The sequence below is a fragment of the Burkholderia cepacia ATCC 25416 genome (genome assembly GCF_001411495.1).
Lineage (GTDB): Bacteria > Pseudomonadota > Gammaproteobacteria > Burkholderiales > Burkholderiaceae > Burkholderia > Burkholderia cepacia.
Window position 1 is genome coordinate 1,905,002 of the sequence record NZ_CP012981.1, and the last position, 25,895, is coordinate 1,930,896.

Sequence of the window (25,895 nt, forward strand, 5' to 3'; positions counted from 1 at the left end):
GTGTCGTGAGCAAGGGAAGGGGAGGCGGAAAAGAAAAAGGGCTTTCCCGGAGGAAAGCCCTTTTAAGGTGGCGCGGCTGGCAGGATTCGAACCCACGACCCCTTGGTTCGTAGCCAAGTACTCTATCCAACTGAGCTACAGCCGCACGCAAAACGGTACTGCTTGACTGTCGGAACCTTCTGCGATGGGAAGGCCCCCAAAAAAGTGGCGCGGCTGGCAGGATTCGAACCCACGACCCCTTGGTTCGTAGCCAAGTACTCTATCCAACTGAGCTACAGCCGCACGCAAAACAAAACTTCTACTGCTTCGAACTGAAAGGGCCTTCGGTTCGGAAGGCCCTCGAAAAAGTGGCGCGGCTGGCAGGATTCGAACCCACGACCCCTTGGTTCGTAGCCAAGTACTCTATCCAACTGAGCTACAGCCGCACGCAGAAGCGAAATTATAGCAGGGTTGTATAAAAAGGGAAGCCTTATTCGCGAATTGTTCTACGCGACCTTGCCGGGGCCCCCATCGTGTACCCTTGGAGCATCAGTCATCCACGTTGAATCCGCATCATGAACAAGGCGTTTGTCAAAGAGTCGGACGGCGACGACGACGATCTCGACCAGGCCCAGCCCGCGATCCCGGCGGGCGCGAAGAACTACATCACGCCCGCCGGCCACAAGCGGCTGAGGGACGAACTGCTGAACCTGATCGACGTCGAGCGTCCCGAGGTCGTGCGGCTCGTGTCCTGGGCCGCGTCGAACGGCGACCGGTCGGAAAACGGCGACTACATCTACGGCAAGCGACGGCTTCGCGAGATCGATCGCCGCATCCGCTTCCTGACGAAGCGGCTCGATCTTGCCGAAGTCGTCGATGCGAGCCGGCAGGAGAATGTCGACCAGGTGTTTTTCGGTGCAACGGTCGATTACGAGACGCCGGACGGCCAGGATCATACGATCACGATCGTCGGGATCGACGAGGTCGATCTGGATCGCGGCTGCGTCAGCTGGATTTCCCCGGTTGCGCGTGCGCTGATCAAGGCGAAGATCGGCGATACCGTCATGCTGATGACGCCGGCCGGCCCGCAGCCGATCGACGTGCTCGACGTTCGCTACCCGCCGCGGGACAACGCCTGAGCGATACCCGGCGCAGTCCGGCAAAGAAAAAGCGCCCCGACGGGGCGCTTCGTCATCCGGCATGCAGCGGATGTGCCGGTCGCTCAGAAGCGATGGCGCATGCCGGCCGTGACCGCGATCTGCTTGTTGGTCGATGACGCGGCGCCCAGCCCGTTGATGTTGGCGCCGAGGTCGAGGCCGTCGTTGTTGACCTTCTGGAACTCGCCCTGCAGGTAGACGTCGGTGCGCTTCGACAGCGCATAGTCGGCTTGCAGGTTGAACTGGTGCCAGGTCGGCTTGTCGCCGGCCAGGCGGCCCTGCGTGTACGTGTAGGAGCCGGCAAGCGACAGCGCCGGCGTCAGCGCGTAGCGGCCGTTGAGTTCGTAGTTGCTGAAGCGCGCGGTTCCGCCGAGGCCCGTGATGCCACCGGACACGCCGGACTGCCCCGCGCTGATTGCGCGGATGCCGGTGAGGCGCGTCTGCGTGAACACGAAGCCGACCGTGGCCGGGCCGAACCCGTAGTTCAGGCCGGCGCCCCAGGTGCGTTGCACGCGCGAGGCGAAGGTCCAGTCGCCGGTCACCGCGCCCGGGTCGGTCGCGGCCTGCGCGAGCGCGTTCACATCGCTGTTCAACTGCAAGTAGGCCGCGGCGAAGTTGAAGCCCAGGTAGCTGTACGACACGCCGCCGCTATAGGCGCGGTTGTTCGCGAAAGACGTCGAGTTCGAGAACCCGTACAACGCACCGAACTTGAGTCCGCCGTAGTTCGCGCTCTGATATTTGACCGAGTTGTTGATCCGGAACGAGTTGTTCAGGTTGTCGTTGTCGAACGGGTGAGCGAACTGCGTGCCGCCGTACTGGGTGCCGGTCAGCGACAGCGGCCCGAGATAGTCGACGACGCTGTCGTACTGCCGGCCCAGCGTCAGCGAGCCGTAGCTGTTGAGTGCGAGACCGACAAACGCTTGCCGGCCGAATTCGCGGCCGTTCTGCTTCAGCGCGCCGTTATTGATGCCGAAACCATTTTCCAGCGTGAAGATCGCTTTCATGCCGCCGCCGAGATCTTCGGTGCCGCGCAAGCCCCAGCGGCTGCCGTTGACCGAACCGCTCGTTTCCTGCCAGGCGCTGTGGCCGTGCTGATTGTTCGTGTAGGTGATGCCGGCGTCGATCAGGCCATAGAGCGTCACGCTGCTCTGGGCATGGGCTGCCATAACGAATACACCCGACAACGCGGTGACGATCAGAGTTTTTTTCATGGATCTGTCTCCAAACAGGATGATGTCGATCGAACCTGCTGCGGACTGGCATGTTGTGCTTGACGCTGCGGCCGGTCCGGCAGAGCGGCGGTGCGCTTTTCAAAAAGCCATCTGCAGTGTAAGGAGTGCGTGGAGCGGGGGTGGGGCGCGCTTTAAGCAATAATGTATTTTGGAATCCGCAAAGATCTAGGGGGGAGCGCAAACGGTTGTCCAGCAAGGGTTTGCGGCGATGCAGCGAAAGAAAATGGCGCTCAGGACTGCGTAACGGACGTTGCGCGATCGCGACAGGTAATCACCAGCAGGCGACGGCGGTCATAGCGCGATTATTGACACATCGGCAATAGAGGTTTGTGTGGAGCATGGATAATGAAAGGTTGTTCTCTCGCTATACTGCGATCTCTGCTTTCCGAAGCAGACTTTTTCGTTGACGGAAAAGATCTCCAAACCTTTGTCGGCGCGACTTCCCAGTCGCGCTTTTTTTTGCCCCGCCGCTGCGCACTACTGCGTGTACGAGCGCCGCTTGCGCTTGGCCGCAGGCGCGGCCTCCTTGGCTTCGTTCGGGGGCGGCGTGTATGTCCAGTCTTCCATCACGTAGTGACGGGCATCGAGGGGCGATGCAAGCAGGTTCTGCCAGTGATCGCCGTGCCAGGTCGTATCGAACTCGGTGTCGCACGGCGCTTCGCGCGCGGACTCTGCCAGGGCGCGGGACTTGCGGCGTACGCGCCCAAGCCGGCTCGCGAAGCGCTTGATTCCGTCCAGCCACATGACCTTCTCCTTCCTTCCGCATTGGATGAGCATCGCAATGTCCCCGCATTTCTGCAACCCGGAAAAAACCCGAGGATTTTACCGAGGCGATTTGTCCCCGGTAGAAATTTCGTGGCCAAGATTATCGGAGCTCCCGCCCCGGTAATGTTGACAGGTTTTTGACTCGAATCAATTAATAAAAGGCGATGGTGTACCGATTCCAATGCCATTAGCACTATTTTGATAAAACGAGCATCAAAAATTTTCTTGACGCACCCGGATTGTCCAATTTATAAAGTCAGCACTCCGTCCTCGGGCGGCGTGCTGGTGCTGGTGCAGTTGCTGGCGCGATGTTTCGGGATTTCGGGAAACGGCTATAAAAATAGCTTCTTTGATCTAATCGAGTGGGGAACGAAGACATGGATACCGGTATCGTGAAATGGTTTAACGATGCTAAAGGTTTCGGCTTTATTACGTCGGACAATGGTGGTGAAGATTTGTTTGCGCACTTTTCCGAAATCAAGATGGACGGCTTCAAGACGCTGAAGGAAAACCAGCGTGTTTCGTTCGACGTAAAAGTCGGGCCGAAAGGCAAGCAGGCAGCGAATATCCAGGCCGTCTGACGCGCCACGCATTGCCGATCACGTCCGGCCCCCGCATGGCGGGGGCTTTTCATTTTCCGGGGACGGAGCAATACGGTTCGGGCTGGCCGCGAACAGGGATGCCGGTGCATACTCACGGAAGCATCGTTTCCCAGTCTTTTCATGTCCGATTTCCCCCGTCCGTCCGATCCGGCCAGCGAACAGCCGCTCGTTTTCGTCGACCTTGAAACCACGGGCGGCTCGCCCGCCGAACACCGCATCACCGAAATCGGCGTGGTCGAAATCGGCCCGCTCGGCGTGTCGACGTGGACGACGCTCGTCAATCCGGGGCAGTCGATTCCGCCGTTCATCCAGCAACTGACGGGTATTTCGGACGAGATGGTGCGCGACGCGCCTTCGTTCGCATCGCTGGCGCCGGCCTTGTTCGAGCGGCTCGACGGCAAGCTTTTCGTCGCGCACAACGCGAGCTTCGACCGCGGTTTCCTGCGGGCCGAATTCGAGCGCGCCGGGTTCGCGTTCAATCCCGACGTGCTGTGTACAGTGCGGCTGTCGCGTGCGCTGTTCCCGCGTGAAACGAGGCACGGGCTCGACGCGCTGATCGAACGCCACGGCCTCGTGCCGGCTGCGCGCCACCGGGCATTGGCGGATGCCGACCTCCTGTGGCAGTTCTGGCGCCAGTTGCACGACATCGTGCCACTCGACCGGCTGCGCGATCAGATCGCGCGCACGACGCGCCACTTCCGTCTGGGCGGCGACCTGACCGAAGCCTGGCTCGATACCGCGCCGGCCGGGTGCGGGGCGTACGCACTGTTCGGGGAGGGCGACGCGCCACTGTACGTCGGCCGCAGCGTACGCGTGCGGCAGCGGCTGCGCGCGTTGTTGACGGGAGAGCGTCGGTCGTCGAAGGAAATGCGGCTTGCGCAGCAGGTACGGCGCGTTGAATGGCGCGAGACGGGTAACGAACTGGGGGCGATGCTCGCGGAAGCGCAATGGATCGCCGGGCTGCGTCCGTCGTACAACCGGCGCCCTGCGGCCGACACCGCCCGTACCGGCAATGCACCCTGGCCGTTCGAAGGCGCCGTTGCGTTCGAGGCAAGCGGCGAGCGCCGCCTGTTTCATGTGATCGATGGCTGGCGCTATCTCGGCGTCGCGGAATCGCTCGACGCGGCCGCGCGGCTCGCGGCCGACGGGGCAGCCGGCGCATTCGAACCCTTCACCCACCGCCTGCTGCAGACGCATCTCGCGCGCGGCCTGCAACTGATTCCGCTCGCCGCACTCACGCCTGCGGGCCAAGCGGGTTGACCCGGCGCGACCGCCGTATCAGCCGATCGCGCTTGCGCCGCCGGCCGAGCAAACGTGCGACAACGCGGTGTCGAGCGCCTGCGTCTGCGTGGAGTCGTAGCGCGTGAGTGTCTTCCAGTTCGCGATGCTGCGGGCGAGCCGTGCCTGACAATCAGGCGCATCGCGCAGCGGTGCAACCTGCGTGAGCCCCGTGAGCATTTTCTGCGTCAGCCGGTCGAGCGCCGGGCGCGTGCTGGTCGCGAGATCGGGCGGTGTGCCTTCTGGCGGCCGCGTCGTGCGCCAGGTTGCGAACAGGGCGTTCTGCACATCCTTGCTCGCCGCGATCTGATCCTCGAAGAACGTCCGCGCGAACGCGGGATCGACGCCGGCCTGTGCCGCGCGCTTCCCGACCGATTCGAGCAGCGCCGCTTCGCGCGGGCGGTCCTCGATTGCCTTGTGATTCGCCCATTTCCATCGAGCCACCGGCTCAGCGAGCGCGAGTCGCTGCGACGCGAGTGCGACGATGTTGGTGAGGGCGGTGTCGTCGCCGTCTGCAACGGCGATGCGCGGGGACGAAAAGAGGGCGACGCCGAGCGCGGCGACAGCGACGCTGGCACGAATGGCTTGCTTCATCGGAACGATCGGGAGAGCCGGGCGGGCCGGACGTGGAAAACCAGAAGGATAGACGAAGACAGTCGCGCGGCGTAGCGACGCGACAGAGGAATCAGCAGGCGAGCTGATCCGGCACCGTCAGGCTGTTGCGGCCCGGGTGCGAGGCGAGTTGCGCGCGATGCGCAATGATGAACCGCACGATAGCGATGATCGACACGTGGCGGTTACAGAACCGAACAGGCGTTCACTTCGGCGAGTACAGCTTGTGCTGCTCGTCGAAGAATGCCCGTACGTGGTCAGGCAATTCGGCGAGGAATTCCACGCCGACGGGTTCCGGATCCGGGCTCATCACTTGCTCCGGCGGTGGCATGCGAGTTGGTCTTTCGTCCATGGTCATTTCTCCAGCAGGTTCGACGATTATCATCCTCGCGCTTGGATTTATGCCAGTGGCGAATCGTTAGATTTTGTCTCTGTTGTATTAACGGCACATGCGCTCGGACGCGCGCTGCGATGCCGACTATCGAGTCGTGCGGAATCGGCAACAATCGGGCCGCTTGTTATACTTGCGCGCACTTTTTCCTGCACCGCGATGAAACGAACGACGCGATGGATCGGCCTCGTATGGCTGGCGCTGGTACTGAACGTACTGTCGCCCGTCGTCGGCTATGCGCGTCTCGCCTCGAGCGGCTCCGGCGAGTTCACGCTCGAGTTGTGCAGTGCAGCGGGCGCCCGCCAGATCGTGCTCGCGCAGGCCGGAGGCGATCACGATGCGCCGTCGTTCGACCATGCCGGCGTGCCGCACTGCGTGTACTGCCCCGGCTTCGCGGCGAACGTGGCGCTCGGTACGAGCCTGCCCGCGCTGCCGGGTTTCGTGCGGACGTTCGCCTACCGCGCGGCAGCACCCGTCATTCCCGATTGCCCCCGCAAGGGTATCCGTCTCGCGCAGCCCCGCGCGCCGCCTGAAAACGCTCCGATCTGATTGATGTCGTCCGCGCGCCCCGGTGGCGCGCGTGCCGCTCGCGGCCGGGCCGCGTGCCGCGCCGTCCGTGCGTGGTGCGCGCGCTCGTGTCCGGCGGCGTTCGATCACGTTTTCAGGAATCCCCTCATGTCCTCCTCCTTCGCCGCGCGGCCGTCGCGCGGGCGGCTCGCGCTCGCATGCGCGGCCGCTTTCGCGTGGCCTGTCGCCCATGCGGCTTCAACTGACGATACGCGTGTCGACACTGCCCGCCGTGGTGTCGAGCGTCCCGCCGATACCGTCGCGCCGGCATCCACCGCTGCAGCCGTTTCGCCGGTGCCGGCCGGCAGTACGCTGACCGCGGTCAGCGTGACCGCGCAGCGGCAACCGGTCGATCCGGATATGCCGGCCGTCGTCACATCGATCACGCGCGAGCAGATCGAATCGCATACCAACGTCACCACCGAGGACGCGCTCAAGTACGCACCGAACCTGATGGTCCGCAAGCGCTATATCGGCGACCGCAACAGCGTGTTCGCCGGTCGCGACTTCAACGAACTGCAGAGCGCGCGCGGGCTCGTCTACGCCGATGGTGTGCTGCTGTCGAACCTGCTCGGCTCGAGCTACGCGTACCCACCGCGCTGGTCGCTGATTCCGCCTGACGATATCGCGCGCGTCGACGTGCTCTATGGCCCTTTTTCCGCGCTGTACCCGGGCAACTCGATCGGCTCGACCGTGCTGCTCACGACACGCCGGCCGGAAAAGCTCGAGGCGTCGCTGTCGACGCAGTTCTTTACGCAGCGCTACCACGACGGCTACGGATTCGCGGACAGCCTCGGCGGCAATCACCAGACCGCACGGATCGCCAACCGCGTCGGGCGGTTCTGGTTCGCGCTGTCGCTCGACCGGCTCGAGAACAACGGTCAGCCGATGCAATATGCGAGCCCCAATTCGGCGTACAACCCGAAGCTCGGCGCCGCCGTGCCCGTGAGCGGCGCCGCGACCGACATCGGGCCCAACGGCAAGCCGCGGACGATCGTCGGCGCGCAGACGATCGAGCGGACCGAACAGCTCAACGAGACGATCCGGATGGGCTACGCGTTCACCGACCGAATCGATGCGACGCTCACGCTCGGGCATTGGGAGAACCATTACCGGCAGCACGGCGAAACCTTCCTGCGCGATGCGGCCGGCAATCCGGTTTACGGCGGCAACGTGTCGATCGGTGGCCAGAACATGACCGTTGCGCCGAATGCCTTCGCGCCGCAGCGCGGCGACCAGGAGAACTGGCTGTACGCGCTCGGGCTGAACGGCCGGCTCGATTCAGGCTGGCGCCTGTCGGGCGTCGTGTCCGCGTACGACGTGTCGCGCGACGTGCAGCGCTCGGCGTCGACCGTGCAGGGCGGTGCAGGCACGCTGTTCCAGGGGGACGGCACCGGCTGGCACACGCTCGACCTGAAGGCCGAGGCGCCGGAAGTGAAGGGCCACACGTTCACGTTCGGCTATCACTACGACAACTACTTCCTGCGCAACGTCACGTACAACACGGCCGACTGGCTGGCCGGGCCGACCACGTCGCTCGCGAGCACCTATCGGGGCGACACGCGCACGCAGGCGCTGTTCGGGCAGGATGCGTGGCGCTTCGCACCGGGCTGGCTCGCGACGCTGGGGCTGCGCTACGAACGCTGGGATGCGTACGGCGGCGCGCTCGGCAACGCGAGCGGCACGCTCGGTTATGCGGATCGCAGCGCGAATGCGCTGTCGCCGAAAGTCGCGTTGCAATGGGATGCGACCGACGTCTGGCGCTTCCGGCTGTCGTTCGCGACGGGCACGCGTTACCCGACGGTCGGCGAACTGTTCCAGGGCACGATCTCGAACAACGCAATCGTCAACAACAACCCGAACCTGCGGCCGGAAAAGGCGATCGACTGGGACTTCGCGGCCGAGCGCGACGTGGGTGTCGGCGTCGTGCGTGCCAGCGTGTTCCAGAGCGATCTGCGCGATTCGATCTACAGCCAGACGACGGTGTCGGGTGCGACGACGGTGACCAACATCTCGAACGTCGATCGCGTGCGTGTGCGCGGTGTCGAACTTGCGTTCAGCGGCGAGAACGTCGGGCTGCGCGGCCTCAGTCTCGACGCGAACGTGTCGGCGAGCAACGCGCAGATCCTCGCCGATGCCGCGAATCCCGCGTACGTCGGGTCGCGCTTTCCGCGTATTCCGCGCATGCGTGCAAACCTGCTCGCGTCGTATCGCTTCGACGAACACTGGCTCGCGAGCGTCGGCGTGCGCTATTCGGGCCGCCAGTTCAACACGCTCGACAACAGCGACGTGAACCCGGACGTCTACGGCGGGACGAGCTCGTTCACGATCGTCGACCTGAAGGCGCGCTACCGCTTCGACCGTCACTGGACCGCGTCGGTCGGCATCGACAACCTGACGGACCACCGCTACTACGTGTTCCACCCATATCCGGGCCGTACTTTCTACGGAGAACTGAAATGGTCACTGTGAAATCGCTCGCGGCAGGCGGCGCGCTGTGGTGCGCGTTGCTGTCGACTGCCGGGGCGCACGACACCCACGTCGTGCCGAAGGCCGCCGATTCGCGCGCCGCGCACATGAGCATGCAGGCTGCGCCCGCGCAGCAGAAGCAGCCGCTCGCGACGGGGGCGGCATTCGACACGCATCACCGGCTGTGGGGCGCGTGGGTCGAAGGCGCGCATGTCGTCGTCGCGCATTCCGACGCCGCCGGCCGCACGCTGTCCGCACCCGTCACCGTCAACGCGATGCCGGAGCCGATCTACACGAGCGCCGAGAATCGTCCGAAGATCGCTACGAGTCCGGACATGCAGCTCGCGATGGTCGCAATGGATGTGTACGACGACAACGGCGTGGCGATCTCCCGGGCACTCGCGCAGATGCATCTGCCGCAGGTCGTGCAGTACGCGAACGCCGAGCCGATGCCCGAGCGGCTGAGCGCGGCGCTCGATGCGGGATGGAGAGGGGAGATGCCGCGCACCGTATGGATCGGGCGCGATGGCGCACGCGAAGCGCGCAGCGGATTGCTGACGGCTGACGTGCTCGACGGCGGGTTGCAGCGCGCCAGGCGCTGAACGGGCCGGTGGCGCGCGGCGAACGGGCCGCGCGCCGGCCTGATGCGAAAACGCGCCCGAAGGCGCGTGGAGAGAAGCGTCAGGCCGCTCGCTTGAATAGCCGGATCACGAACAGCAGGATCACCGCACCGACGACCGCGACGATCACCGATCCGATGAAACCGCTGCCGATGCTGATGCCGAGCAGCCCGGCGAGCCAGCCGCCGATCACTGCTCCGACGATCCCGACGATGATGTCGACGATCAGCCCGAAGCCGCCGCCCTTGACGAGCAAGCCGGCAAGCCAGCCGGCGATCGCGCCGATGATGAGCCACATAATCAAGCCATGAGTCATGGTGGTCCTCTCCTTGTGTTGTGTCGAATGACCGGACGTCGGCTGTCGCCGCAAGCTGAATGAAGGCGGCATTGCGACCCGCCGCGCCGCCCACGCAATGTAACGCGATAGACGGGTCGGAATCGTTAAGTAATGTTATGCACCCGTAACCGGATTTTCCAGGGAATTCGTCTGCATACGGCGAGGCTGGCGCACGGGCGATGCGCGGCGAAATGAATCTGTAAGGAATGACTGCCGGTGAAGCCGGTCGGCCGTGAGCGTCATCGTCCGAGCGTCGAAGCCTGCATGCCCGCAGAGGGCAATCCGTCGCTTGCGTCGGCAATCAGCCGTGCGACGGTCGCGGTGTCGCCGATCGCCTCGATCGACAGCAGTGCGAAGCGGGCGAGAAAGAGCGATGCATCGGCTTCACCGATCCGCGTCATCGTGCGGCACAGGTCGGTGTAGAGGGTGTCGCGTTCGGTATCCGTCATCATGCGGTCTCCTGAGGATCGGTCGATGCGCAAGGATGGAGTGCGCGTTCGAGTGCGGCGGCCACGTCGCCGGCGCGCGCGTCGTGCCAGCGGCCGAGTACGTGACCGTCCGGACGCACGAGATAGACGGTGCCGTCGCGCGCGCCGTACATGTCGAACAGCCGGCCGTCGACGTCATGGCCGCCGCAGGCCGGTTGCCGTGGCGCCGCATGCCGTGCGAGCGTGACGAGCGCGAACGGCATCCGCGCAGCCTGCAGGCGCCGTTCGAGATCGGCCAGCGTCGCCTCGGGCGCGCCGTCGGCGGTGAAGCAGAATGCGGTGAAGCGCGGAGCGACGAGGTCGGTCAGGTGGCCGCGGCGCACGTCGCTGCCGTGTGCCGTGTACAGCATCAGCGGGCATTCGGCGAGCACCGTGCCGGGCGCGGGGCCGGCCGAAAACGTGTCGTGTTCGGCCGCGTTGAGCGACGACGTCGCATACGCGATGGCCGTCGTCTGGCGCGGATTGATCAGCGAGCGCAGCGTGGGATGCCGGACCGCGAGCGACAGCACGGCCTTGCGCATCAGTTCGAACGCGAACGACGGCGGCGCCATGAACTCGGTGCTCTTGGTGCCGTAGCGGAGGTTCTCGTGCGTCGCGAACACGCGTTCGTCCGAGTAGCTGTCGAGCAACGTGTCCGATGCGAGTCCGTGCGTCACGTACGCGAGTTTCCATGCCAGGTTGTCGGCATCGTCGATGCCCGAGTTCGCGCCGCGCACGCCGAAGATCGGCACGAGGTGCGCAGCGTCGCCGCAGAACAGCACGCGACCGTGTCGATAGCGTTCGAGTGTCAGTGCATTCGCCTTGTAGATCGTGATCCAGATCGGCGACCAGTCGCCGCGCTCGCCCATCATGTCGAGCAGGTTCTGCACGCGCGGGATCACGTTTTCCGGCTTCACGGCGGCTTCGGCATCCTCATCGTCGCGCAACTGATAGTCGATCCGCCACACGTTGTCGGGCTGCTTGTGAACGAGCACCGTCGAGCCCGGGTTCGACGACGGGTCGAAGTACGCCAGTCGTTCGGTCGGCCGGTCGCTTTCGAGCGCGATGTCGACGATCACGTAGCGGCCCTCGTAGCTCGTGCCGCGGAGCGACAGGCCGAGCGCGTCGCGCATCGTGCTGCGCCCGCCGTCGCACGCGACGACCCGGTCGGCGTCGAGTGCGTAGCCGCCGAGCGGCGTGTCGACGTCGAGTCGCACGCCGTCCGGTTGCCGGGTCACACCGGTGACTCTCGTCTGCCAGCGGATCTCGATGAGTTCGCGGCGGCGCAGCGCGGCGTCGAGCAGGAACTGCTCGATGTGATACTGCGCGAGATTCACCATCGGCGGCAGCTTCTGGTTTGCGTCCTGCGGCATCGTGAAATGCAGCACTTCGTCGCGACGGTAGAAGCTGCGCCCGCCGGTCCACGGCAGCCCCTTGCGCAGGAAGTCGTCGAGCGCACCGAGCCGCTCGATGATCTCGAGGCTGCGCCGCGAGATGCAGATGGCGCGGCTGCCGTGGCAGACTGCGTCGTCGGCCTCGATCAGCACGCTGCGGATGCCGTGGTTCGCAAGGCCGAGCGCGACGGCCAGGCCGACGGGGCCGCCACCGACGATCGCAACGCGATGCCGGTGCGTATCGACACCGTCGTCGCAGGCCGGCAGATGCGCGGGATGGCGCTCGGCGACGAACGGGTAGGGCTTGAAGTCGATATCCATCGTTGGCTTCCAGGGTTGTCCGGCTCGACGTGCACGCATCGACGCAAAGATGCGCGCAACAGGTCGGGACAGTATGGAAGCCGGTCGTGCGTCGGTTGTCCCCAATTCGGGTACAGCGAGGGGCTCAACGCAGGCCGCGACGTTTCACGGCTGCATGCACAGCGCAAACAGCTCGCGCTGGCTCGAGATGCCGAGACGCCGGTACGCGCGCTTCTGGTAGGTGACGACACTCGATGCCTTCACGCCGATCGTCTCGCCGATCTCGTGCGCGGTCTGGCCGTCGAGTACGCCGCGCAGCACGTCGAGCTCGCGCTTGGACAAATCGGGGCATGCATGGCGCAGTCGCGCGAGCATCCGTTGCGGGATACCGATCTGCGCGGCACCGGCGAGCGCGTAGTGATGCCTTGCGGCCTGCGCGATCAGCGGCGCGAGCGCTTCGATCGCGGCGATCTCGCGCGGCTGGAATGCGCCGCTGCGATGCGCGCGGTACAGGTTGATCGACAGCCACGTCGCATCGCCGGGCTGCATCAGCAGCGCCAGCCGGTCGGATACGTCGGGGCCACGGTAGCACGCGGCACGATACGCTTCGTGATCGATCTCGTCGCCGGCCTGCTGGTGCAGCAGCAGATCGTGGCGGCGTGTGCCGAGATGGGCGGTCGACACGATCTGCTGGTTGCCGTCGAGTGCGTAGAAATGTCGTGCGTAGGTGTCGGCGAGATCGCGCAGGTAGCGGCCTCCGCGATGATCGGCGACCGACATCGTGCGCGGGCGATTGCCGAACTCGTACGCGAAGATCGTGCACTGCGTGATGGACAGCGCGTCGTCGAACAGCTTCAGGATTTCGGCCGCGAATGCGTTCGGCTCGTTGCCGCCGATCGCGGCGACGAGGCGCGTCGCGCGGGACACGTCCAGCTGCGCGGCGAGATTCGCTCGCTCGAGACGCCAGGTGCGCATGAAGAAGGGGACGAGGGTGGAGTGTCCGGCGATTGTAGTCGTCGGCGCGTGATACGGGAGTCCGGGGATGCCCGCAAGCGGACTGGGTGAGGCGAGAGGGCGGGCGCACGATTTCGGCGCCGGAAAAGAGAAAAGGCCTGACAAGCGATGCTTGTCAGGCCTTTATGTCTTGGTGCCGGAGATAGGAGTCGAACCTACGACCTTCGCATTACGAATGCGCTGCTCTACCAACTGAGCTACACCGGCAGCAGAGAAATGAAATTATATGGTGATTTCCGGGATCTTGGCAATAGGTTTTGCGAAATTTTTTTCAGCTTGCTGCTGCTTCGCGAAACCATCGATCCGGCGGACTTCCCGCTTTCACTTCACTGTGATGCGACCGGTCAGGGCCACATCAAGAGGCGCGATTGTACTTGCGCATCGCACCTCCGTCTAGTGCTGCAGTGCAATTATTTTGCTTCGTCGTGATAGCCGGTCACGCGCTCGACTTCGTTCTTCGAGCCAAGGAACACGGGCACGCGCTGGTGCAGGCCCGTCGGCTGGACTTCCATGATGCGTTGCGTGCCCGTCGTCGCGGCGCCGCCCGCTTGTTCGACGATGAACGACATCGGGTTCGCTTCGTACATCAGGCGCAGCTTGCCCGGACGATCGGGCGTGCGCTTGTCGGCCGGGTACATGAAGATGCCGCCGCGGTTCAGGATCCGGTGCACGTCGGCGACCATCGAGGCGATCCAGCGCATGTTGAAGTTGTCGCCGCGCGGGCCGTCCTTGCCGGCGTTCAGTTCGTCGACGTAGCGCTTGACCGGGTCGTACCAGTGGCGCGCGTTCGATGCGTTGATCGCGTATTCGCGCGTGTCGGCCGGGATCTGCATGTTGCTCTGCGTGAGCACCCACGAGCCGACTTCGCGGTCGAGCGTGAAGCAGTTCACGCCGTTGCCGGTCGTCAGCACGAACACCGTCTGCGGGCCGTACACGGCGTAGCCGGCCGCGACCTGCTGCGTGCCCGGCTGCAGGAACGATTCCTCGGTTGCCTGCTTGCCGTCCGGGCAGCGCAGCACCGAGAAGATCGTGCCGATCGACACGTTCACGTCGATGTTCGACGAACCGTCGAGCGGATCGAACACGAGCAGGTATTCGCCGCGCGGGTAGTTCGCCGGGATCGGGAAGAAGGTTTCCATTTCTTCCGATGCCATCGCGGCGAGGTTGCCGCCCCATTCGTTCGCGTCGAGCAGGATCTCGTTCGACAGGATGTCGAGCTTCTTCTGCACTTCGCCCTGGACGTTCTCGCTGCCGGCGGTGCCGAGCGCCTCGCCGAGCGCGCCCTTCGACACGTTGTAGCTGATCGCCTTGCACGCGCGTGCGACGACTTCGATCAGCAGGCGCAGGTCGGCGGGGAGGTTGTTGGTCTCACGTTGCTGTTCGATCAGGAACTTCGACAGCGTGGTGCGGCGGGCAATGGACATGACAGACTCCAGAAGGCCAAAGAATCCTTGAATGGCCGCAATTTTACCCGCCGCGCCTCCCGTGCCGCCGGCTTTTTTCGTCCGGTTACATGGCCGGGCGGCCGGATCGGCCCGGTTTCCGGCAGCGACGATGCACGGGACGCGCCATGCAGCGGCGGCAAGCGGCGCGGTCAGACCCCGCGACTGTGTCCGGGGCCGGCAGTATTCATGCAGTAAAAAAGCCGGTGCCGCCATGGGCGGCACCGGCTGTTTCGCGTGTGAGCGATGCGGAGAATTGCGTTACGCGAGCGCCTTCTCGACGATCTCGCGCACATCGCGCGATTTCGCGCCGGCGGCGACCTGCTCGAGCGCTTCGCGCATCCGGTCGCGCAGCGCGGGCGTGAAGCGGCGCCACAGTTCGAGCGAGCGGGCGAGGCGCGCCGCGACCTGCGGATTGATCGCGTCGAGCGCGAGCACCTGTTCGGTCCAGAATGCATAACCCGAGCCGTCCGCCGCGTGGAATTGCGCGGGGTTGGCCGCGCAGAAGCTGAAGATCAGCGAACGTGCGCGATTCGGATTCTTCAGGTTGAACGCGGGGTGCGCGAGCAGCTTGCGAACCTTCGCGAGCGTCGGCTGCGCGGGCGTACCGCGTTGCGCGGCCTGCATCGCGAACCATTTGTCGATCACGAGCGCTTCCTTCTCGAAGCGGCGGTAGAAATCGTCGAGCGCGTGCTCGGCCGGTTCGTTCGCGCCGGCGGCCGCGGCGGACAGCAGCGCGCCGAGTGCGGCCGCGCGATCGGTCATGTTGTTCGCCGCGTCGTATTGCGCGGTCGCGAGGCGCACGGCATCGGCCGGATCCTCGAGTTCGGCGAGATACGCGAGCGCGAGGTTCTTCAGCGCGCGGCGGCCGGAGGCCTCGGGCGTCGGTTCGTAGGCGCCGGGCGTCTGGTGCTGCTCGTATGCGGCGAGCCATTCGGCGCGCAGCGCGGTGGCGAGCTGGCGGCGCACGAACTGGCGCGCGCGATGCACGGCGGCCGGATCGGCTTCCGCCATCTGGTCGGCGAGGTAGGTTTCCGACGGCAGCGTCAGCGCGAGTTCGCGGAACGCGGGCGACAGCGTCGCGTCGGTCAGCACGCGGCGGAAGGCGGCAACGAAGTTCTCGCCGAGCGTCAGCGGCTCGTTCGCGGCGGCACGCGAGGCGAGCGTCAGCAGCGCGCGCGTCGCGAGGCGCTGGCCGGCTTCCCAGCGGTTGAACGGATCGCTGTCGTGCGCGAGCAGGAATGCGAGGTCGTCGTCGCTGTAGTCGTACTCGACGATCACCGGCGACGAGAAGTTGCGCAGCAGTGACGGCAGCGGTTGTTCCGGAACGTCGACGAACGTGAAGGTCTGTTCGGTGTCGGTGAAGTCGAGCACGCGCGTCGTGCCCGCCGCGGCGGCTTCGCCGTCGAGGCGCAGCGGCAGGTCGCGGCCGTCGCGGCCGATCAGGCCGATCGCGAACGGGATCAGCAGCGGCCCTTGCTGCGTTTCGCGCGCGGCCGGCGACGCGTCGCCGTAGCCCTGCGCGAGCGTGACGGTATAGCGGCGCGCGGCCGTGTCGTACGCGGTGCGCACCGACACGCGCGGCGTGCCGGCCTGGCTGTACCAGCGCTCGAACTGCGCGAGGTCACGCCCGTTCGCGTCGGCCATCGCATGGCGGAAGTCGTCGCAGGTCACGGCGTGCCCGTCGTGGCGCTTGAAATACAGGTCCATCCCCTTGCGGAAGCCGTCGCGGCCGAACAGCGTCTGGTACATCCGCACGACTTCCGAGCCCTTCTCGTAGACGGTCATCGTGTAGAAGTTGTTGATCTCGACGTAGCTCTCCGGGCGCACCGGGTGCGCCATCGGGCCGGCATCCTCGGCGAATTGCAGCTGGCGCAGCACGCGCACGTCCTCGATGCGCTTGACCGCGCGGGCCGCCGATTCGACGGCGTCGCCCGCGGCCATGTCGGCCGAGAATTCCTGATCGCGGAACACCGTCAGGCCTTCCTTCAGGCTCAGCTGGAACCAGTCGCGGCAGGTCACGCGGTTGCCGGTCCAGTTGTGGAAGTACTCGTGGCCGACTACCGATTCGATGTTCGCGAAGTCGGTGTCGGTCGCGGTCTCGGGGTTCGCCAGCACGTACTTCGTGTTGAAGATGTTGAGCCCCTTGTTTTCCATCGCGCCCATGTTGAAGTCGCCGACCGCGACGATCATGAAGCGGTCGAGATCGAGCTCGAGGCCGAAGCGCTTCTCGTCCCAGCGGATCGAATGGATCAGCGAATCCATCGCGTGACGCGTCTTGTCGAGATCGGCCGGCTCGACCCACACCTGCAGCAGCTTTTCCTTGCCCGAGCCGGTCGTGATCTTCTCCTCGATCGCGACGAGCTTGCCGGCGACCAGTGCGAACAGGTAGCTCGGCTTGCGGAACGGGTCTTCCCACTTCGCGAAGTGGCGGCCGTCGGGCAGGTCGCCGGAATCGACGAGGTTGCCGTTCGACAGCAGCACCGGGTAGGCGGCCTTGTCGGCGCGCAGCGTCACCGTGTACGACGCCATGACGTCCGGGCGATCGAGGAAGTAGGTGATGCGGCGAAAGCCTTCGGCTTCGCACTGCGTGAAGAAGTTGCCGCTCGATACATAGAGACCCGACAGCGTCGTATTCTGGTCGGGCGCGCATGCGCTTTCGAGCGTCAGCTCGAATGCATCGGGGACGTTCTCGACGGTCAGCCCGTGCTCGTGCGCGCGCACGGCGCCATGCGGCGCGCCGTCCAGCCGTGCGCCGACGAATTCGAGCGCTTCGCCCATCAGCTCCAGGTGCGGCGCGGGCGCGGCGTCCGGGTTGCGGCGCACGCGCATCGTATTCCTGACGATCGTACGGGCCGGCGCGAGATCGAATTCGAGCGCAACGGCATCGATGAGAAAGGCCGGCGGCGTGTAGTCGGCGCGGCGGATCACGGTGGAGGAAGCGTTGTCGGACATGGTCGTCGAGATCGGTGGAGTGGGGGACGGGCCCGTGGCACGGGCCGGGCGAACCGGGCCATTGTACAAAGGCTTGCGGCTGCGTGCCGGGCGAACTTTTTACCGGTTCCGGGAGTCCGCGTATTATCGGCATCCCGTTACGGTTCGCGCGGTGCGACGAACGGGTGACGGATCGAAGAGGATCAACATGAAACGCGAATGGATTCAACGCAGTGCGGGCTGGGCGGCGGTGCTGTGCGTGGCGCTGCTGACCGGCTGCACCAGCTACGTGACGACCCAGGTCACGGCCTTCTCCGACTGGAGCGGCAGCGACGCGACACGCACCTATGCGTTCACCCGCACCGACGCGCAGAAGAACAGCATCGAGCAGTCGACCTACGAGCCGATCGTCGCGAACGAGCTGTCCACGTATGCGTTCCGGCAGGTGCCGCAGGCGCAGGCGCGCTATCTCGTCGGGCTGACCTATGCGGTCGGCAGCGATCTCGTGACGGTGCCGCAGCCCGTTTATTACGATCCGTGGTTCGTCGGGCCGGGGCCGTACTGGCGGCGCGGGCCGTGGGGCCCGTGGGGGCCCTGGGGGCCGATGCCGGCCGGTTATGTCGCGCAGACGTACCAGGTGTTCGACTACACGCTCGGCATCCGCATCACCGAGCGCGCGACGGGCAAGGAGGTCTACAACGTGTCCGCGCGCACGACCGGCGACAACGGCACGCTGCTGTACGCGATGCCGTTCCTCGCGCGCAGCGCGCTCGCCGATTTCCCGCTGTCGAACGGCGCGGTCCGCTCGGTCCGGCTGCCGGTCGACAAGCGCGGCGGCCCGGCGGCACCGGCCGCCAACGAGCGCGCGGTGCCGGCTGCGCCCGCTTCGGGCGCCGCCGCCAAGTAACGCGGCATCAGCCTCGGCGCGGCCGTCCGGCCGCGCCTGCCGTTTTCTTCCCCGTCAGACCCCGACGCCCAGCAGCGCCAGCGCGCCGAGCACGACGAACAGCACGGCCGCGATGCCGTGCACGAGCTTCGTCGGCAGGCGGTGCGCGAAACGGTCGCCGAGCAGGATCGCGGGCACGTTCGCGAGCATCATCCCGAACGTCGTGCCGGCCACGACACCGATGTAGTCCTGGAAGCGCGCGGCCAGCGCGACGGTCGCGATCTGCGTCTTGTCGCCCATTTCCGCGAGGAAGAACGCGACGAGGGTCGCACCGAACACGCCGAGCCGCGAGCGGTTGGCATTGGCCTCGTCGGCGTCGAGCTTGTCCGGCACGAGGATCCACAACCCCATCGCGATGAACGAGAACGCGAGCGCCCAGCGCATGATCGACGGCGTGACCAGCGCGCCGAGCCATTCGCCGAGCGCGCCGGCGAAACCGTGGTTCACGAGCGTCGCGACGAGCACGCCGAGAATGATCGGCACCGGCTTGCGATAGCGCGCGGCCAGGACGAGGGAAAGCAACTGGGTCTTGTCGCCGATTTCAGCGAGGGCGACGGCGCCGGTGGAGATCAGGAAGGCTTGAGACACGTATGGGGTTCCACGGGCCGGTGTTGTGCGTGCGAGCGACGATCCACGGCGCGCCGGGCCCTGATGCGGCGCACTGTGAACCATCGGTCTCGCCAGGCCTAGGTGGCTGCGCCCGCCATGGCCGCAAGGCCAAGTCTGTTGACGGACGCCTCCGTCACGATGCGCGCCGGGGGCGCGGGACATCGAGCGGAGCGGCTACTCCCCAATGAGCGGCGAATTCTAGCACGGCGTGTCGCGCGCGGGAAAGCGGTCGAGCGGTGCGGTGCCTGGTGTCCGGGCGGGGATTGGCGTTCGGCAAGCTCCGGCCGTACGGCAGGCCCGGCAGACGGGCAGCCGCCCCGCAGGCAGACGCGGCGGCCGACGCCCGCGCCTGCCGGGACACCCCCCGGAACGCCGTTACGCGGCGGGGCGGCGCGCCGCCCCGCGCTCGTGGACGAGTTCGCCGGCCGCATAGGTGCGGTACACCGCGCGGTCGTCGCCGAGCAGCGCGAACGCGAACAGCAGTTCCTCGAGCGAATCCGCGCGCTTCGTCCGGCGCGCGAGCAGCGGCGTGGCCTGCGGATCGAGCACGACGAAGTCGGCCTCGGTGCGCGGCTTGAGCGTGCCGACCGTGTCGGCGAGGTCGAGCGCCTGCGCGGCGCCGGCCGTCGCGAGCCAGAACATCCGGGTCGCGGTCAGATGGTGGCCCGACAGCCGCGCGACCTTGTGCGCTTCGTTCATCGTCTGCAGCATCGAGAACGACGTGCCGCCGCCGACGTCGGTCGCGAGCGTGACGGGCACGTCGTGTTCACCGGCCTTGTCGAAATCGAACAGCCCGCTGCCGAGGAAGAAGTTCGACGTCGGGCAGTGCGCGACGACGGTGCGCGTCTCGGCCATCCGGCGGCGGTCCTCGTCGTCGAGGTGGATGCAGTGGCCGTACACCGCGCGCGGGCGCAGCAGCCCGTAGCGGTCGTAGATGTCGAGATAGCTGCGATGGCCGGGGAACAGCTCGGCCACCCATTTCACCTCGTCGACGTTCTCCGCGACGTGGCTCTGTACGAACACGTCCGGATGGCGGCGCGCGAGTTCGCTGCACGCCTCGAGCTGCGCTTCGGTCGACGTCGGCGCGAAACGCGGCGTGAGCGCGTACATCTGGCGGCCCTTGCCGTGCCAGCGGCCGATCAGCTCGGCGCTGTCGTCATAACCGGATTGCGCGGTATCGCGCAGGAATTCGGGGCAGTTGCGATCCATCAGCACCTTGCCCGCGATCATCCGCAGGTCGCGCGCGTCGCTCGCCGCGAACAGCGCATCGGCCGACTGCTTGTGCACCGTGCAGTAGACGAGCGCGCTCGTCGTGCCGCAGGCGAGCAGTTCGTCGACGAAGAAGTCGGCCACCTCGCGCGCATGCTCGGGATCGCCGAACTGGCGCTCGGTCGGGAACGTGTACTTGTCCAGCCACGGCAGCAGGCCCGGCGCCGGCGACGCGATCATGTCCGTCTGCGGATAGTGGATGTGCGTGTCGATGAAGCCGGGCACGATCAGCTTGTCGCGCAGGTCGTGGACGATCGCGTCGCGCGCGAGCGTCGCGGCGAGCTGCGCGTACGGGCCGGCCGCGACGACTTTGCCGTCGTCGACGATCAGGAGGCCGTCGGTCTCGTAGTTCGCGGCCTGGCTCGATTGCGCCGGGTCGCCGTTGAAAGTCAGCAGCTGGGAACGGAAAGCGGTTTGCGTCATGACAAATGGTCCTGCATCAAGGTAAGGCGAACAGAAGAAAGCGATCGACGCCGGAGGGCGGCGGGACGGCGTTTCGCGAGCGGTAGCGGCATGCTGCGTGCGGCACGACCGGAGGCGATTGCGCGGGCGAACGTGGCGGCCGAAGCCGCCGGCGAGTGGTTGCCGGCGGGCCTCGCAGCCGCTGCGTTCGCGACCGGAGCGGCAGCGAACGCAGCGGCGAACCGCGACGGCAAGCACGGGCGGGCGACGACGAATGGCGCGCTCGCCGCGCGGGCACGCACGCGGCCGTTCCGGCGCGATGCCGGGCCGGTGGTTGCGAAGCGGATGCCGTTGCCGTGTTTCATCTGTCTGGCGTTCCTCGATGCGGGCCGTCAGGCGGCCTGCCAGTACGCGTCGAGGCGCGCGTACAGTGCGTCGCGCTGCGCCGGTTCGATGAACGATGCCTCGAAGCCGTTGCGGATCACCGCATGGACTTCGGCATCCGTGAGTTGCAGCCCTTCGGCCGTCGCGAAGTAGTTTTCATTGACGTAGCCGCCGAAATAGGCCGGATCGTCGGAGTTGATCGTCACCGCGACGCCGCGATCGAGCAGCGCCTTCAGCGTGTGTTTCGCCATGTCGTCGAACACGCACAGCTTGAGGTTCGACAGCGGGCAGACGGTCAGTGCCGTGCGAGTCTTGGCGAGACGCTCGACCAGGGCCGCGTCCTCGATGCTGCGCACGCCGTGGTCGATCCGGTCGACCTTCAGCACGTCGAGCGCCTCGTAGATGTACGCGGGCGGGCCTTCCTCGCCCGCATGTGCGACGAGCTTCAGCCCGAGCGCGCGTGCCTTGTCGAACACGCGCGCGAACTTCGTCGGCGGATGGCCGAGTTCGGACGAGTCGAGGCCCACGCCGATCAGGCGATGGCGATAGCGCTCGAACAGCGGCAGCGCGGATTCGAACGTCGCGAGCGCGTCCTCTTCGGACAGGTGGCGCAGGAAGCACAGAATCAGCTTGCTCGACAGCCCGCGCTGCTCGTAATCGGCGAGTGCGCGCTCGATGCCCGCGACTACCGTCTCGATCGGCACGCCGCGTTCGGTGTGCGTTTGCGGATCGAAGAACAGTTCGGTGTGGACGACGTTGTCGGCGAGCGCGCGTTCGCAGTACGCGGCCGTCATGTCGTAGAAATCCTGCTCGGTCAGCAGCACGCTCGCGCCGGCGTAATAGATGTCGAGGAACGACTGCAGGTCGGTGAACGCGTAGGCGGCGCGCAGCGCGTCGATCGAGTCGTACGCGAGCTTCACGCCGTTGCGCTGCGCGAGCGCGAAGATCAGCTCGGGCTCGAGCGAGCCTTCGATGTGGATGTGCAGCTCCGCTTTCGGCGCGCGGGCAATCTTGTCCTTGAATGTCGGGGTCATGGCGTCGTTCTTGGTCGGTCAGTAGGTAGGGGAAGCCTGCGCGGCCGCGTTCGCTTCGACGGCCTGCAGCAATTGCGCAGCCACCGAGATCGCGATCACTTCGGGCGCCTTGTCGATGATGCCTTCGACACCGATCGGGCAGCGCATCCGCGCGACCTGGGCCGGGTCGATGCCGATCGCCGCGAGGCGATGATCGAACTGCACGCGTTTGGCGTGCGAGCCGGTCATCCCGAAGTATGCATAGTCGCCGCGTCGCAGGATGCGCTCGGCCAGCACGAAATCGAGTGCGTGGTCGTGCGTCATCACGACGAAGTAGGACTGCGGCGGCGCCGTGTCGACGGCGTCGGCCGGGGCAGCGGCCGCCTCGATCGCGAGGTTGCCGATGCCGGCGAGCGCGTCGGCCGGCGGGAACACCGCATCGGGCCCGTCGATCCAGCGCACCTGGCACGGCAGCGTCGCCAGCACCTTCACGAGCGCGGTGCCGATGTGCCCGGCGCCGAACAGCACGACGGGGAACGCATATGGCGCGATCGTTTCGGTCATCAGCGACACGCCGCCGGTTTCCCACAGCAGGCAGTCGGCACGCGCGGCTTCCGATTCGGGCTCGCTCAACAACGGCGCGCCCGGCGAGGGGCCGAATGATACGCTACGCACGGTCGCGGCGCCGGCCGCGACACGCTTCGCGAGCGACATGATCCAGCCGAGATCGCCGACGTCGAGCCGCTCGAACGCGAGCACCACGGCGCCGCCGCAGCACTGGCCGAGACTCGGGCCGAGCGCGAGCCGTTCGAGCCGGCGCGCGTGCGGCACGTGCGCGCCGTCCTTCAGCAGATGCCGCGCGATCTCGATCGCCTTCCATTCCAGATGACCGCCGCCGATCGTATGGCGGGCCGTGTCGCGCGTGACGAGCATCTTGGTGCCGGCTTCGCGCGGCGCGGAGCCGTCGGTGTGCGCGACCGTCACGAGCACGGCCGCTTCGCCGTGCGCGAGCAGTTGCTGCAGATCGCCGAGCCAGGCTTCCATCAGCACACCCCTTGCGAAACGACGCGGCACGACACGCGGCGCGGGCTGGCGAGCGTGGCGGCAACGATGACGGACGGGGGCGGGGCGGGCCGGCCGCACGGCGAATGCGGTGCGGCGGCGCGGCGACAGTGCGCGCGGACGGCACCGCCGGATGCGCGGACGCCATGAGGGTGACGGATGCGGATGGTTTGCGTTGTCATGATGAATCCAGTCGACATTGCGGATCGGGCGCGCGTTACGCAGGGGTGGTGAGACCGCCTGGCCTCGCGCACGTAGATCGCCATCCAGCCCCGAAGATAGCACCGCACGGCGGCGGGAACATCGCGGGGCGGTGATCCGGGCTATCAGGAGGCGATCATGTCGATCATAGGCCCGCCGCCCGGGATCGGGGCGCCGATGCGTGCACATCGGGCCAAAACGCAGGCGTGGCGGGGCTGGGCGCGGAAGTCGCGCGATGCGCGTTCGCCCGGCTATCCGGGTGGCGGCGAGGTAGGTGTTTACGCGGGGCCGCCCGGGTACGGCCGGTCAGGGGCGACCGGCCGGGCCGGTTCGGAGAGTGCTCCGGTGCCGGGCTTGCCGGCTGGCGGCGTGTGGCCCGGGTGAGCGGGCCGCGCGCAGGCCGGTGCGAAACCGGCCGGTCAGGCCGCGAGCTTGCGACGATGGCGCCAGAGGCTCGCGACGACGGCAACCAGGATCGCGGCGAAGCCGATCAGCGCCCAGCCGGGCAGCAGGATGCCGAAGATCGGCGGGTAGACGGTCTCGCACAGCCCGGCGACCTTGAACATGCCGGGGAACCACTGCGCGGGCGGCAGGCTGTCGACGATCGGCTGCAGCGTGTCGAAGCCGCAGCTGAAGCCCGGATTCATCTGGATCGACAGATGGCGGGCGGCCGTGCCGACGCCGCCGGCCGCGGCGATCGCGATCAGCAGCTCGAGCACCCAGATGACGCGCCAGTTGCGGATCCCGGCGGCCAGGAACGCGAAGATCCCGATCGCGCAGAAGAAGTAGCGCTGGATGATGCACAGCGGGCAGGGATCTTCGTTCTTCACGTACTGCAGGTAGAGCGCACCGGCCAGCAGGGCGATGCACACCCAGCCGAGCAGCATCAGCAGGCGGCGTTCGCGGCGGATTGCGAGCGTGTAGTCGTTCATGTCGGCGGGGTTCCTCGTGGGGTCGGTCCGGAAAACAATCGCGCGATTTTAGCGCGAACGGTCTGGCACGAAACTGACAGCGCGCGTGCGGCAACCTGCCGCACCGCGCGTCTGTCCGCCGGCGCTCGGCTGGCTGCGTTCAGCGGATCGTATTGAGCACGGCCTCGACGGCCTGGCCGATCGCGAGCAGCGCGTCGTCGCGATGCGGTGCGGCCGCGAGCATCAGGCCGACCGGCGCCGCGTCGCGCGGATGGCACGGCAGCGACAGCGCACACGCGTCGAGGAAGTTGAACGCGCTCGGGTTGCGCAGGATCAGCGCGTTGGTGCGCGTGAACGCGGCGTCGTCCGTTTCGAGGTCGGCGATGCGCGGCGGCACGACCGGCACCGTCGGCGCGACGAGCGCATCGAAGCGCGCCCAGACCGTGTGCGCGGCTTCGTCGAGCATCGCGGTGCGCGCGGCGAGCAGGTCGAGATAGTCGGCCGCGCTCGCGGGTTCGCCCTTCAGGATGCGCGTGAGCACGCGCGGGTCGTACTGGTCGCGATGCCGAGCGAGCAGCGGGCGATGCCATGCGTAGGCCTCGATCGGCGAGAAGCCGAAGCGGTTGACGTCCGGCAGCCGGTCGAGCGCCGGGAAGCGCACTTCCGTGACGATCGCGCCGGCGGCTTCGAGATGCTTGAGCGCGGCGTCGAGCGCGGCCGCGACGTCGGCATCGACACCGTCCGTCACGTAGTTCGTCAGCACGCCGAGCCGTACGCCCTCGAGCGGCCGGGCGGCCGGCACGTGCGGTTCGAGGCCCGCGAGCATCCGGTCGACGAGCGCGCAGCAGGCGACCGTCAGGCCGATCGGGCCGAACGAGTCGAGCGTCGTCGACAGCGGTACGCCGCCTTGTGTCGGGATCCGGCTCGCGGTCGGCTTGAATCCCGTCAGCCCGCACAGCGCGGCCGGAATGCGGATCGAGCCGCCCGTGTCGGTGCCGAGCGCGACGGCGGCCATCCCGTCGGCGACGGACGCGGCCGCGCCGGACGACGAGCCGCCGGAAATCCGTGCGTCGCCCGGCACGTCGCGGTGGTACGGCGAGCGCGGGTGGCCGAAGTGTGGATTCAGCCCGAGCCCCGAGAACGCGAACTCGCTCATGTTGGTGCGGCCGACCAGCACCGCGCCCGCCCGCTTGAGCCGGGCGACGGCGACCGCATCGGTGCGCGCGGCCGGCGCGCCGTCGAGCACGCGCGAACCCGCGCGCGTCACCTGGCCCGCGACGTCGAACAGGTCCTTGACCGACACGGGAATGCCCGCGAGTGGCGACAGCACGGTGCCCGCGGCGCGCAGCCGGTCGTGCGCGTCGGCGGCGGCACGCGCGTTGTCGGCATCGACTTCGGTGAAGACGACCGCACCCTGGCCCGACGGATCGGCGATCCGGTCGAGCGCGGTGTCGACGAGCGCGCGGCTCGTGGTCCGGCCGGCGGCGAGATCGGCGGCGAGCTGGGCGAGCGGGGGAAAGGGCGTGAAAGTGGTCATG

General features: G+C 66.8%; 24 protein-coding genes, 4 tRNA genes and 1 riboswitch. Of the genes, 7 read left to right on the top strand and 21 right to left on the bottom strand.

What is annotated here, in order from left to right; all coding sequences use genetic code 11:
• Nucleotides 1–68 precede the first annotated feature (68 nt).
• From APZ15_RS08680 to APZ15_RS08690, 3 genes are all read right to left on the bottom strand, one after another.
• Nucleotides 69–145, bottom strand: a tRNA-Arg gene (locus APZ15_RS08680).
• Between the two features lie 60 nt (nucleotides 146–205).
• Nucleotides 206–282 (bottom strand) — tRNA-Arg (locus APZ15_RS08685).
• Between the two features lie 66 nt (nucleotides 283–348).
• Nucleotides 349–425 (bottom strand) — tRNA-Arg (locus APZ15_RS08690).
• Between the two features lie 129 nt (nucleotides 426–554).
• On the opposite strand from APZ15_RS08690, the gene greB reads away from it, so the two are divergent.
• Nucleotides 555–1,118 (top strand): transcription elongation factor GreB, encoded by a 564-nt coding sequence (greB, locus tag APZ15_RS08695; protein WP_027788101.1) that lies wholly within the window; start codon nucleotides 555–557, stop codon nucleotides 1,116–1,118.
• Nucleotides 1,119–1,201: 83 nt separating this feature from the next.
• Here greB and APZ15_RS08700 read toward each other — a convergent pair whose 3' ends face one another.
• Nucleotides 1,202–2,347, bottom strand: coding sequence for a porin (locus tag APZ15_RS08700; RefSeq protein WP_027788100.1), 1,146 nt, complete (start codon nucleotides 2,345–2,347; stop codon nucleotides 1,202–1,204).
• Nucleotides 2,348–2,845: 498 nt separating this feature from the next.
• Nucleotides 2,846–3,112 (bottom strand): hypothetical protein, encoded by a 267-nt coding sequence (locus APZ15_RS08705; RefSeq protein ID WP_027788099.1) that lies wholly within the window; start codon nucleotides 3,110–3,112, stop codon nucleotides 2,846–2,848.
• 398 nt (nucleotides 3,113–3,510) lie between these two features.
• On the opposite strand from APZ15_RS08705, the gene APZ15_RS08710 reads away from it, so the two are divergent.
• Nucleotides 3,511–3,714 (top strand): cold-shock protein, encoded by a 204-nt coding sequence (locus APZ15_RS08710; RefSeq protein WP_011351289.1) that lies wholly within the window; start codon nucleotides 3,511–3,513, stop codon nucleotides 3,712–3,714.
• 141 nt (nucleotides 3,715–3,855) lie between these two features.
• The gene (locus APZ15_RS08715; protein ID WP_027788098.1) at nucleotides 3,856–4,995 is read left to right on the top strand and encodes an exonuclease domain-containing protein; all 1,140 of its coding nucleotides are present in this window, start codon (nucleotides 3,856–3,858) and stop codon (nucleotides 4,993–4,995) included.
• Between the two features lie 18 nt (nucleotides 4,996–5,013).
• Here the strand turns inward: APZ15_RS08715 and APZ15_RS08720 are convergent, their stop codons facing one another.
• Both APZ15_RS08720 and APZ15_RS41695 read right to left on the bottom strand, forming a co-directional pair.
• Nucleotides 5,014–5,607 (bottom strand): chorismate mutase, encoded by a 594-nt coding sequence (locus APZ15_RS08720; RefSeq protein WP_027788097.1) that lies wholly within the window; start codon nucleotides 5,605–5,607, stop codon nucleotides 5,014–5,016.
• 223 nt (nucleotides 5,608–5,830) lie between these two features.
• The gene (locus APZ15_RS41695; protein ID WP_162269111.1) at nucleotides 5,831–5,935 is read right to left on the bottom strand and encodes a chorismate mutase; all 105 of its coding nucleotides are present in this window, start codon (nucleotides 5,933–5,935) and stop codon (nucleotides 5,831–5,833) included.
• Between the two features lie 240 nt (nucleotides 5,936–6,175).
• Here APZ15_RS41695 and APZ15_RS08730 point away from each other — a divergent pair, with 240 nt between their 5' ends.
• The 3 genes from APZ15_RS08730 to APZ15_RS42110 all read left to right on the top strand — a co-directional run bounded on the left by APZ15_RS08730 (nucleotide 6,176) and on the right by APZ15_RS42110 (nucleotide 9,654).
• Nucleotides 6,176–6,565 carry a DUF2946 domain-containing protein gene (locus tag APZ15_RS08730; protein ID WP_027788096.1) on the top strand — a complete coding sequence of 130 codons (390 nt, stop codon included), beginning with the start codon at nucleotides 6,176–6,178 and terminating at the stop codon, nucleotides 6,563–6,565.
• A gap of 126 nt (nucleotides 6,566–6,691) precedes the next feature.
• A complete protein-coding gene (locus APZ15_RS08735) occupies nucleotides 6,692–9,055 on the top strand; it encodes a TonB-dependent receptor (protein WP_027788095.1) in 2,364 nt (787 codons plus the stop codon).
• Entirely contained in the window at nucleotides 9,043–9,654 is a 612-nt protein-coding gene (locus APZ15_RS42110; RefSeq protein WP_027788094.1) for a hypothetical protein, read from the top strand. The genes APZ15_RS08735 and APZ15_RS42110 overlap by 13 nt, the downstream gene beginning before the upstream one ends.
• Before the next feature lie 79 nt (nucleotides 9,655–9,733).
• Here the strand turns inward: APZ15_RS42110 and APZ15_RS08745 are convergent, their stop codons facing one another.
• The 7 genes from APZ15_RS08745 to pepN form a co-directional block, all read right to left on the bottom strand.
• A complete protein-coding gene (locus tag APZ15_RS08745; RefSeq protein WP_027788093.1) occupies nucleotides 9,734–9,988 on the bottom strand; it encodes a GlsB/YeaQ/YmgE family stress response membrane protein in 255 nt (84 codons plus the stop codon).
• A 260-nt stretch (nucleotides 9,989–10,248) separates the two neighbouring features.
• Nucleotides 10,249–10,461, bottom strand: a complete 213-nt coding sequence (locus APZ15_RS08750) for a hypothetical protein (protein WP_027788092.1) — start codon at nucleotides 10,459–10,461, stop codon at nucleotides 10,249–10,251.
• Nucleotides 10,458–12,191 carry an FAD-dependent oxidoreductase gene (locus APZ15_RS08755; RefSeq protein ID WP_027788091.1) on the bottom strand — a complete coding sequence of 578 codons (1,734 nt, stop codon included), beginning with the start codon at nucleotides 12,189–12,191 and terminating at the stop codon, nucleotides 10,458–10,460. Before APZ15_RS08755 ends, APZ15_RS08750 begins: the two co-directional genes overlap by 4 nt.
• Nucleotides 12,192–12,335: 144 nt before the next feature.
• Nucleotides 12,336–13,145 carry a helix-turn-helix transcriptional regulator gene (locus APZ15_RS08760; protein ID WP_027788090.1) on the bottom strand — a complete coding sequence of 270 codons (810 nt, stop codon included), beginning with the start codon at nucleotides 13,143–13,145 and terminating at the stop codon, nucleotides 12,336–12,338.
• 170 nt (nucleotides 13,146–13,315) lie between these two features.
• Nucleotides 13,316–13,391: transfer RNA gene (locus tag APZ15_RS08765), tRNA-Thr, on the bottom strand.
• Nucleotides 13,392–13,594: 203 nt separating this feature from the next.
• On the bottom strand, nucleotides 13,595–14,608 hold the full coding sequence (locus APZ15_RS08770) for a class 1 fructose-bisphosphatase (protein WP_006485729.1): 1,014 nt from the start codon (nucleotides 14,606–14,608) through the stop codon (nucleotides 13,595–13,597).
• Between the two features lie 279 nt (nucleotides 14,609–14,887).
• Nucleotides 14,888–17,581 carry an aminopeptidase N gene (gene pepN, locus APZ15_RS08775; RefSeq protein WP_027788089.1) on the bottom strand — a complete coding sequence of 898 codons (2,694 nt, stop codon included), beginning with the start codon at nucleotides 17,579–17,581 and terminating at the stop codon, nucleotides 14,888–14,890.
• A gap of 187 nt (nucleotides 17,582–17,768) precedes the next feature.
• Here pepN and APZ15_RS08780 point away from each other — a divergent pair, with 187 nt between their 5' ends.
• Nucleotides 17,769–18,467, top strand: coding sequence for a DUF4136 domain-containing protein (locus APZ15_RS08780; RefSeq protein ID WP_027788088.1), 699 nt, complete (start codon nucleotides 17,769–17,771; stop codon nucleotides 18,465–18,467).
• A 54-nt stretch (nucleotides 18,468–18,521) separates the two neighbouring features.
• Here the strand turns inward: APZ15_RS08780 and APZ15_RS08785 are convergent, their stop codons facing one another.
• From APZ15_RS08785 to APZ15_RS08810, 7 genes are all read right to left on the bottom strand, one after another.
• A complete protein-coding gene (locus APZ15_RS08785) occupies nucleotides 18,522–19,094 on the bottom strand; it encodes a TMEM165/GDT1 family protein (RefSeq protein WP_021163944.1) in 573 nt (190 codons plus the stop codon).
• Nucleotides 19,095–19,172: 78 nt separating this feature from the next.
• A riboswitch (yybP-ykoY riboswitch) is annotated at nucleotides 19,173–19,310 on the bottom strand.
• Between the two features lie 180 nt (nucleotides 19,311–19,490).
• Nucleotides 19,491–20,807, bottom strand: a complete 1,317-nt coding sequence (gene guaD / locus APZ15_RS08790; RefSeq protein ID WP_027788087.1) for a guanine deaminase — start codon at nucleotides 20,805–20,807, stop codon at nucleotides 19,491–19,493.
• Nucleotides 20,804–21,151, bottom strand: coding sequence for a hypothetical protein (locus APZ15_RS39005; RefSeq protein WP_080982091.1), 348 nt, complete (start codon nucleotides 21,149–21,151; stop codon nucleotides 20,804–20,806). Before APZ15_RS39005 ends, guaD begins: the two co-directional genes overlap by 4 nt.
• A 27-nt stretch (nucleotides 21,152–21,178) precedes the next feature.
• Nucleotides 21,179–22,204, bottom strand: coding sequence for an adenosine deaminase (locus APZ15_RS08795; RefSeq protein WP_027788086.1), 1,026 nt, complete (start codon nucleotides 22,202–22,204; stop codon nucleotides 21,179–21,181).
• An 18-nt stretch (nucleotides 22,205–22,222) separates the two neighbouring features.
• Nucleotides 22,223–23,227 carry a xanthine dehydrogenase accessory protein XdhC gene (xdhC, locus tag APZ15_RS08800; protein ID WP_027788085.1) on the bottom strand — a complete coding sequence of 335 codons (1,005 nt, stop codon included), beginning with the start codon at nucleotides 23,225–23,227 and terminating at the stop codon, nucleotides 22,223–22,225.
• Between the two features lie 638 nt (nucleotides 23,228–23,865).
• A complete protein-coding gene (locus APZ15_RS08805; RefSeq protein WP_027788084.1) occupies nucleotides 23,866–24,378 on the bottom strand; it encodes a disulfide bond formation protein B in 513 nt (170 codons plus the stop codon).
• Between the two features lie 139 nt (nucleotides 24,379–24,517).
• Nucleotides 24,518–25,894: an amidase gene (locus APZ15_RS08810; protein ID WP_027788083.1), complete on the bottom strand. Its 1,377-nt coding sequence runs from the start codon at nucleotides 25,892–25,894 to the stop codon at nucleotides 24,518–24,520.
• Between the last annotated feature and the right edge of the window lies 1 nt (nucleotide 25,895).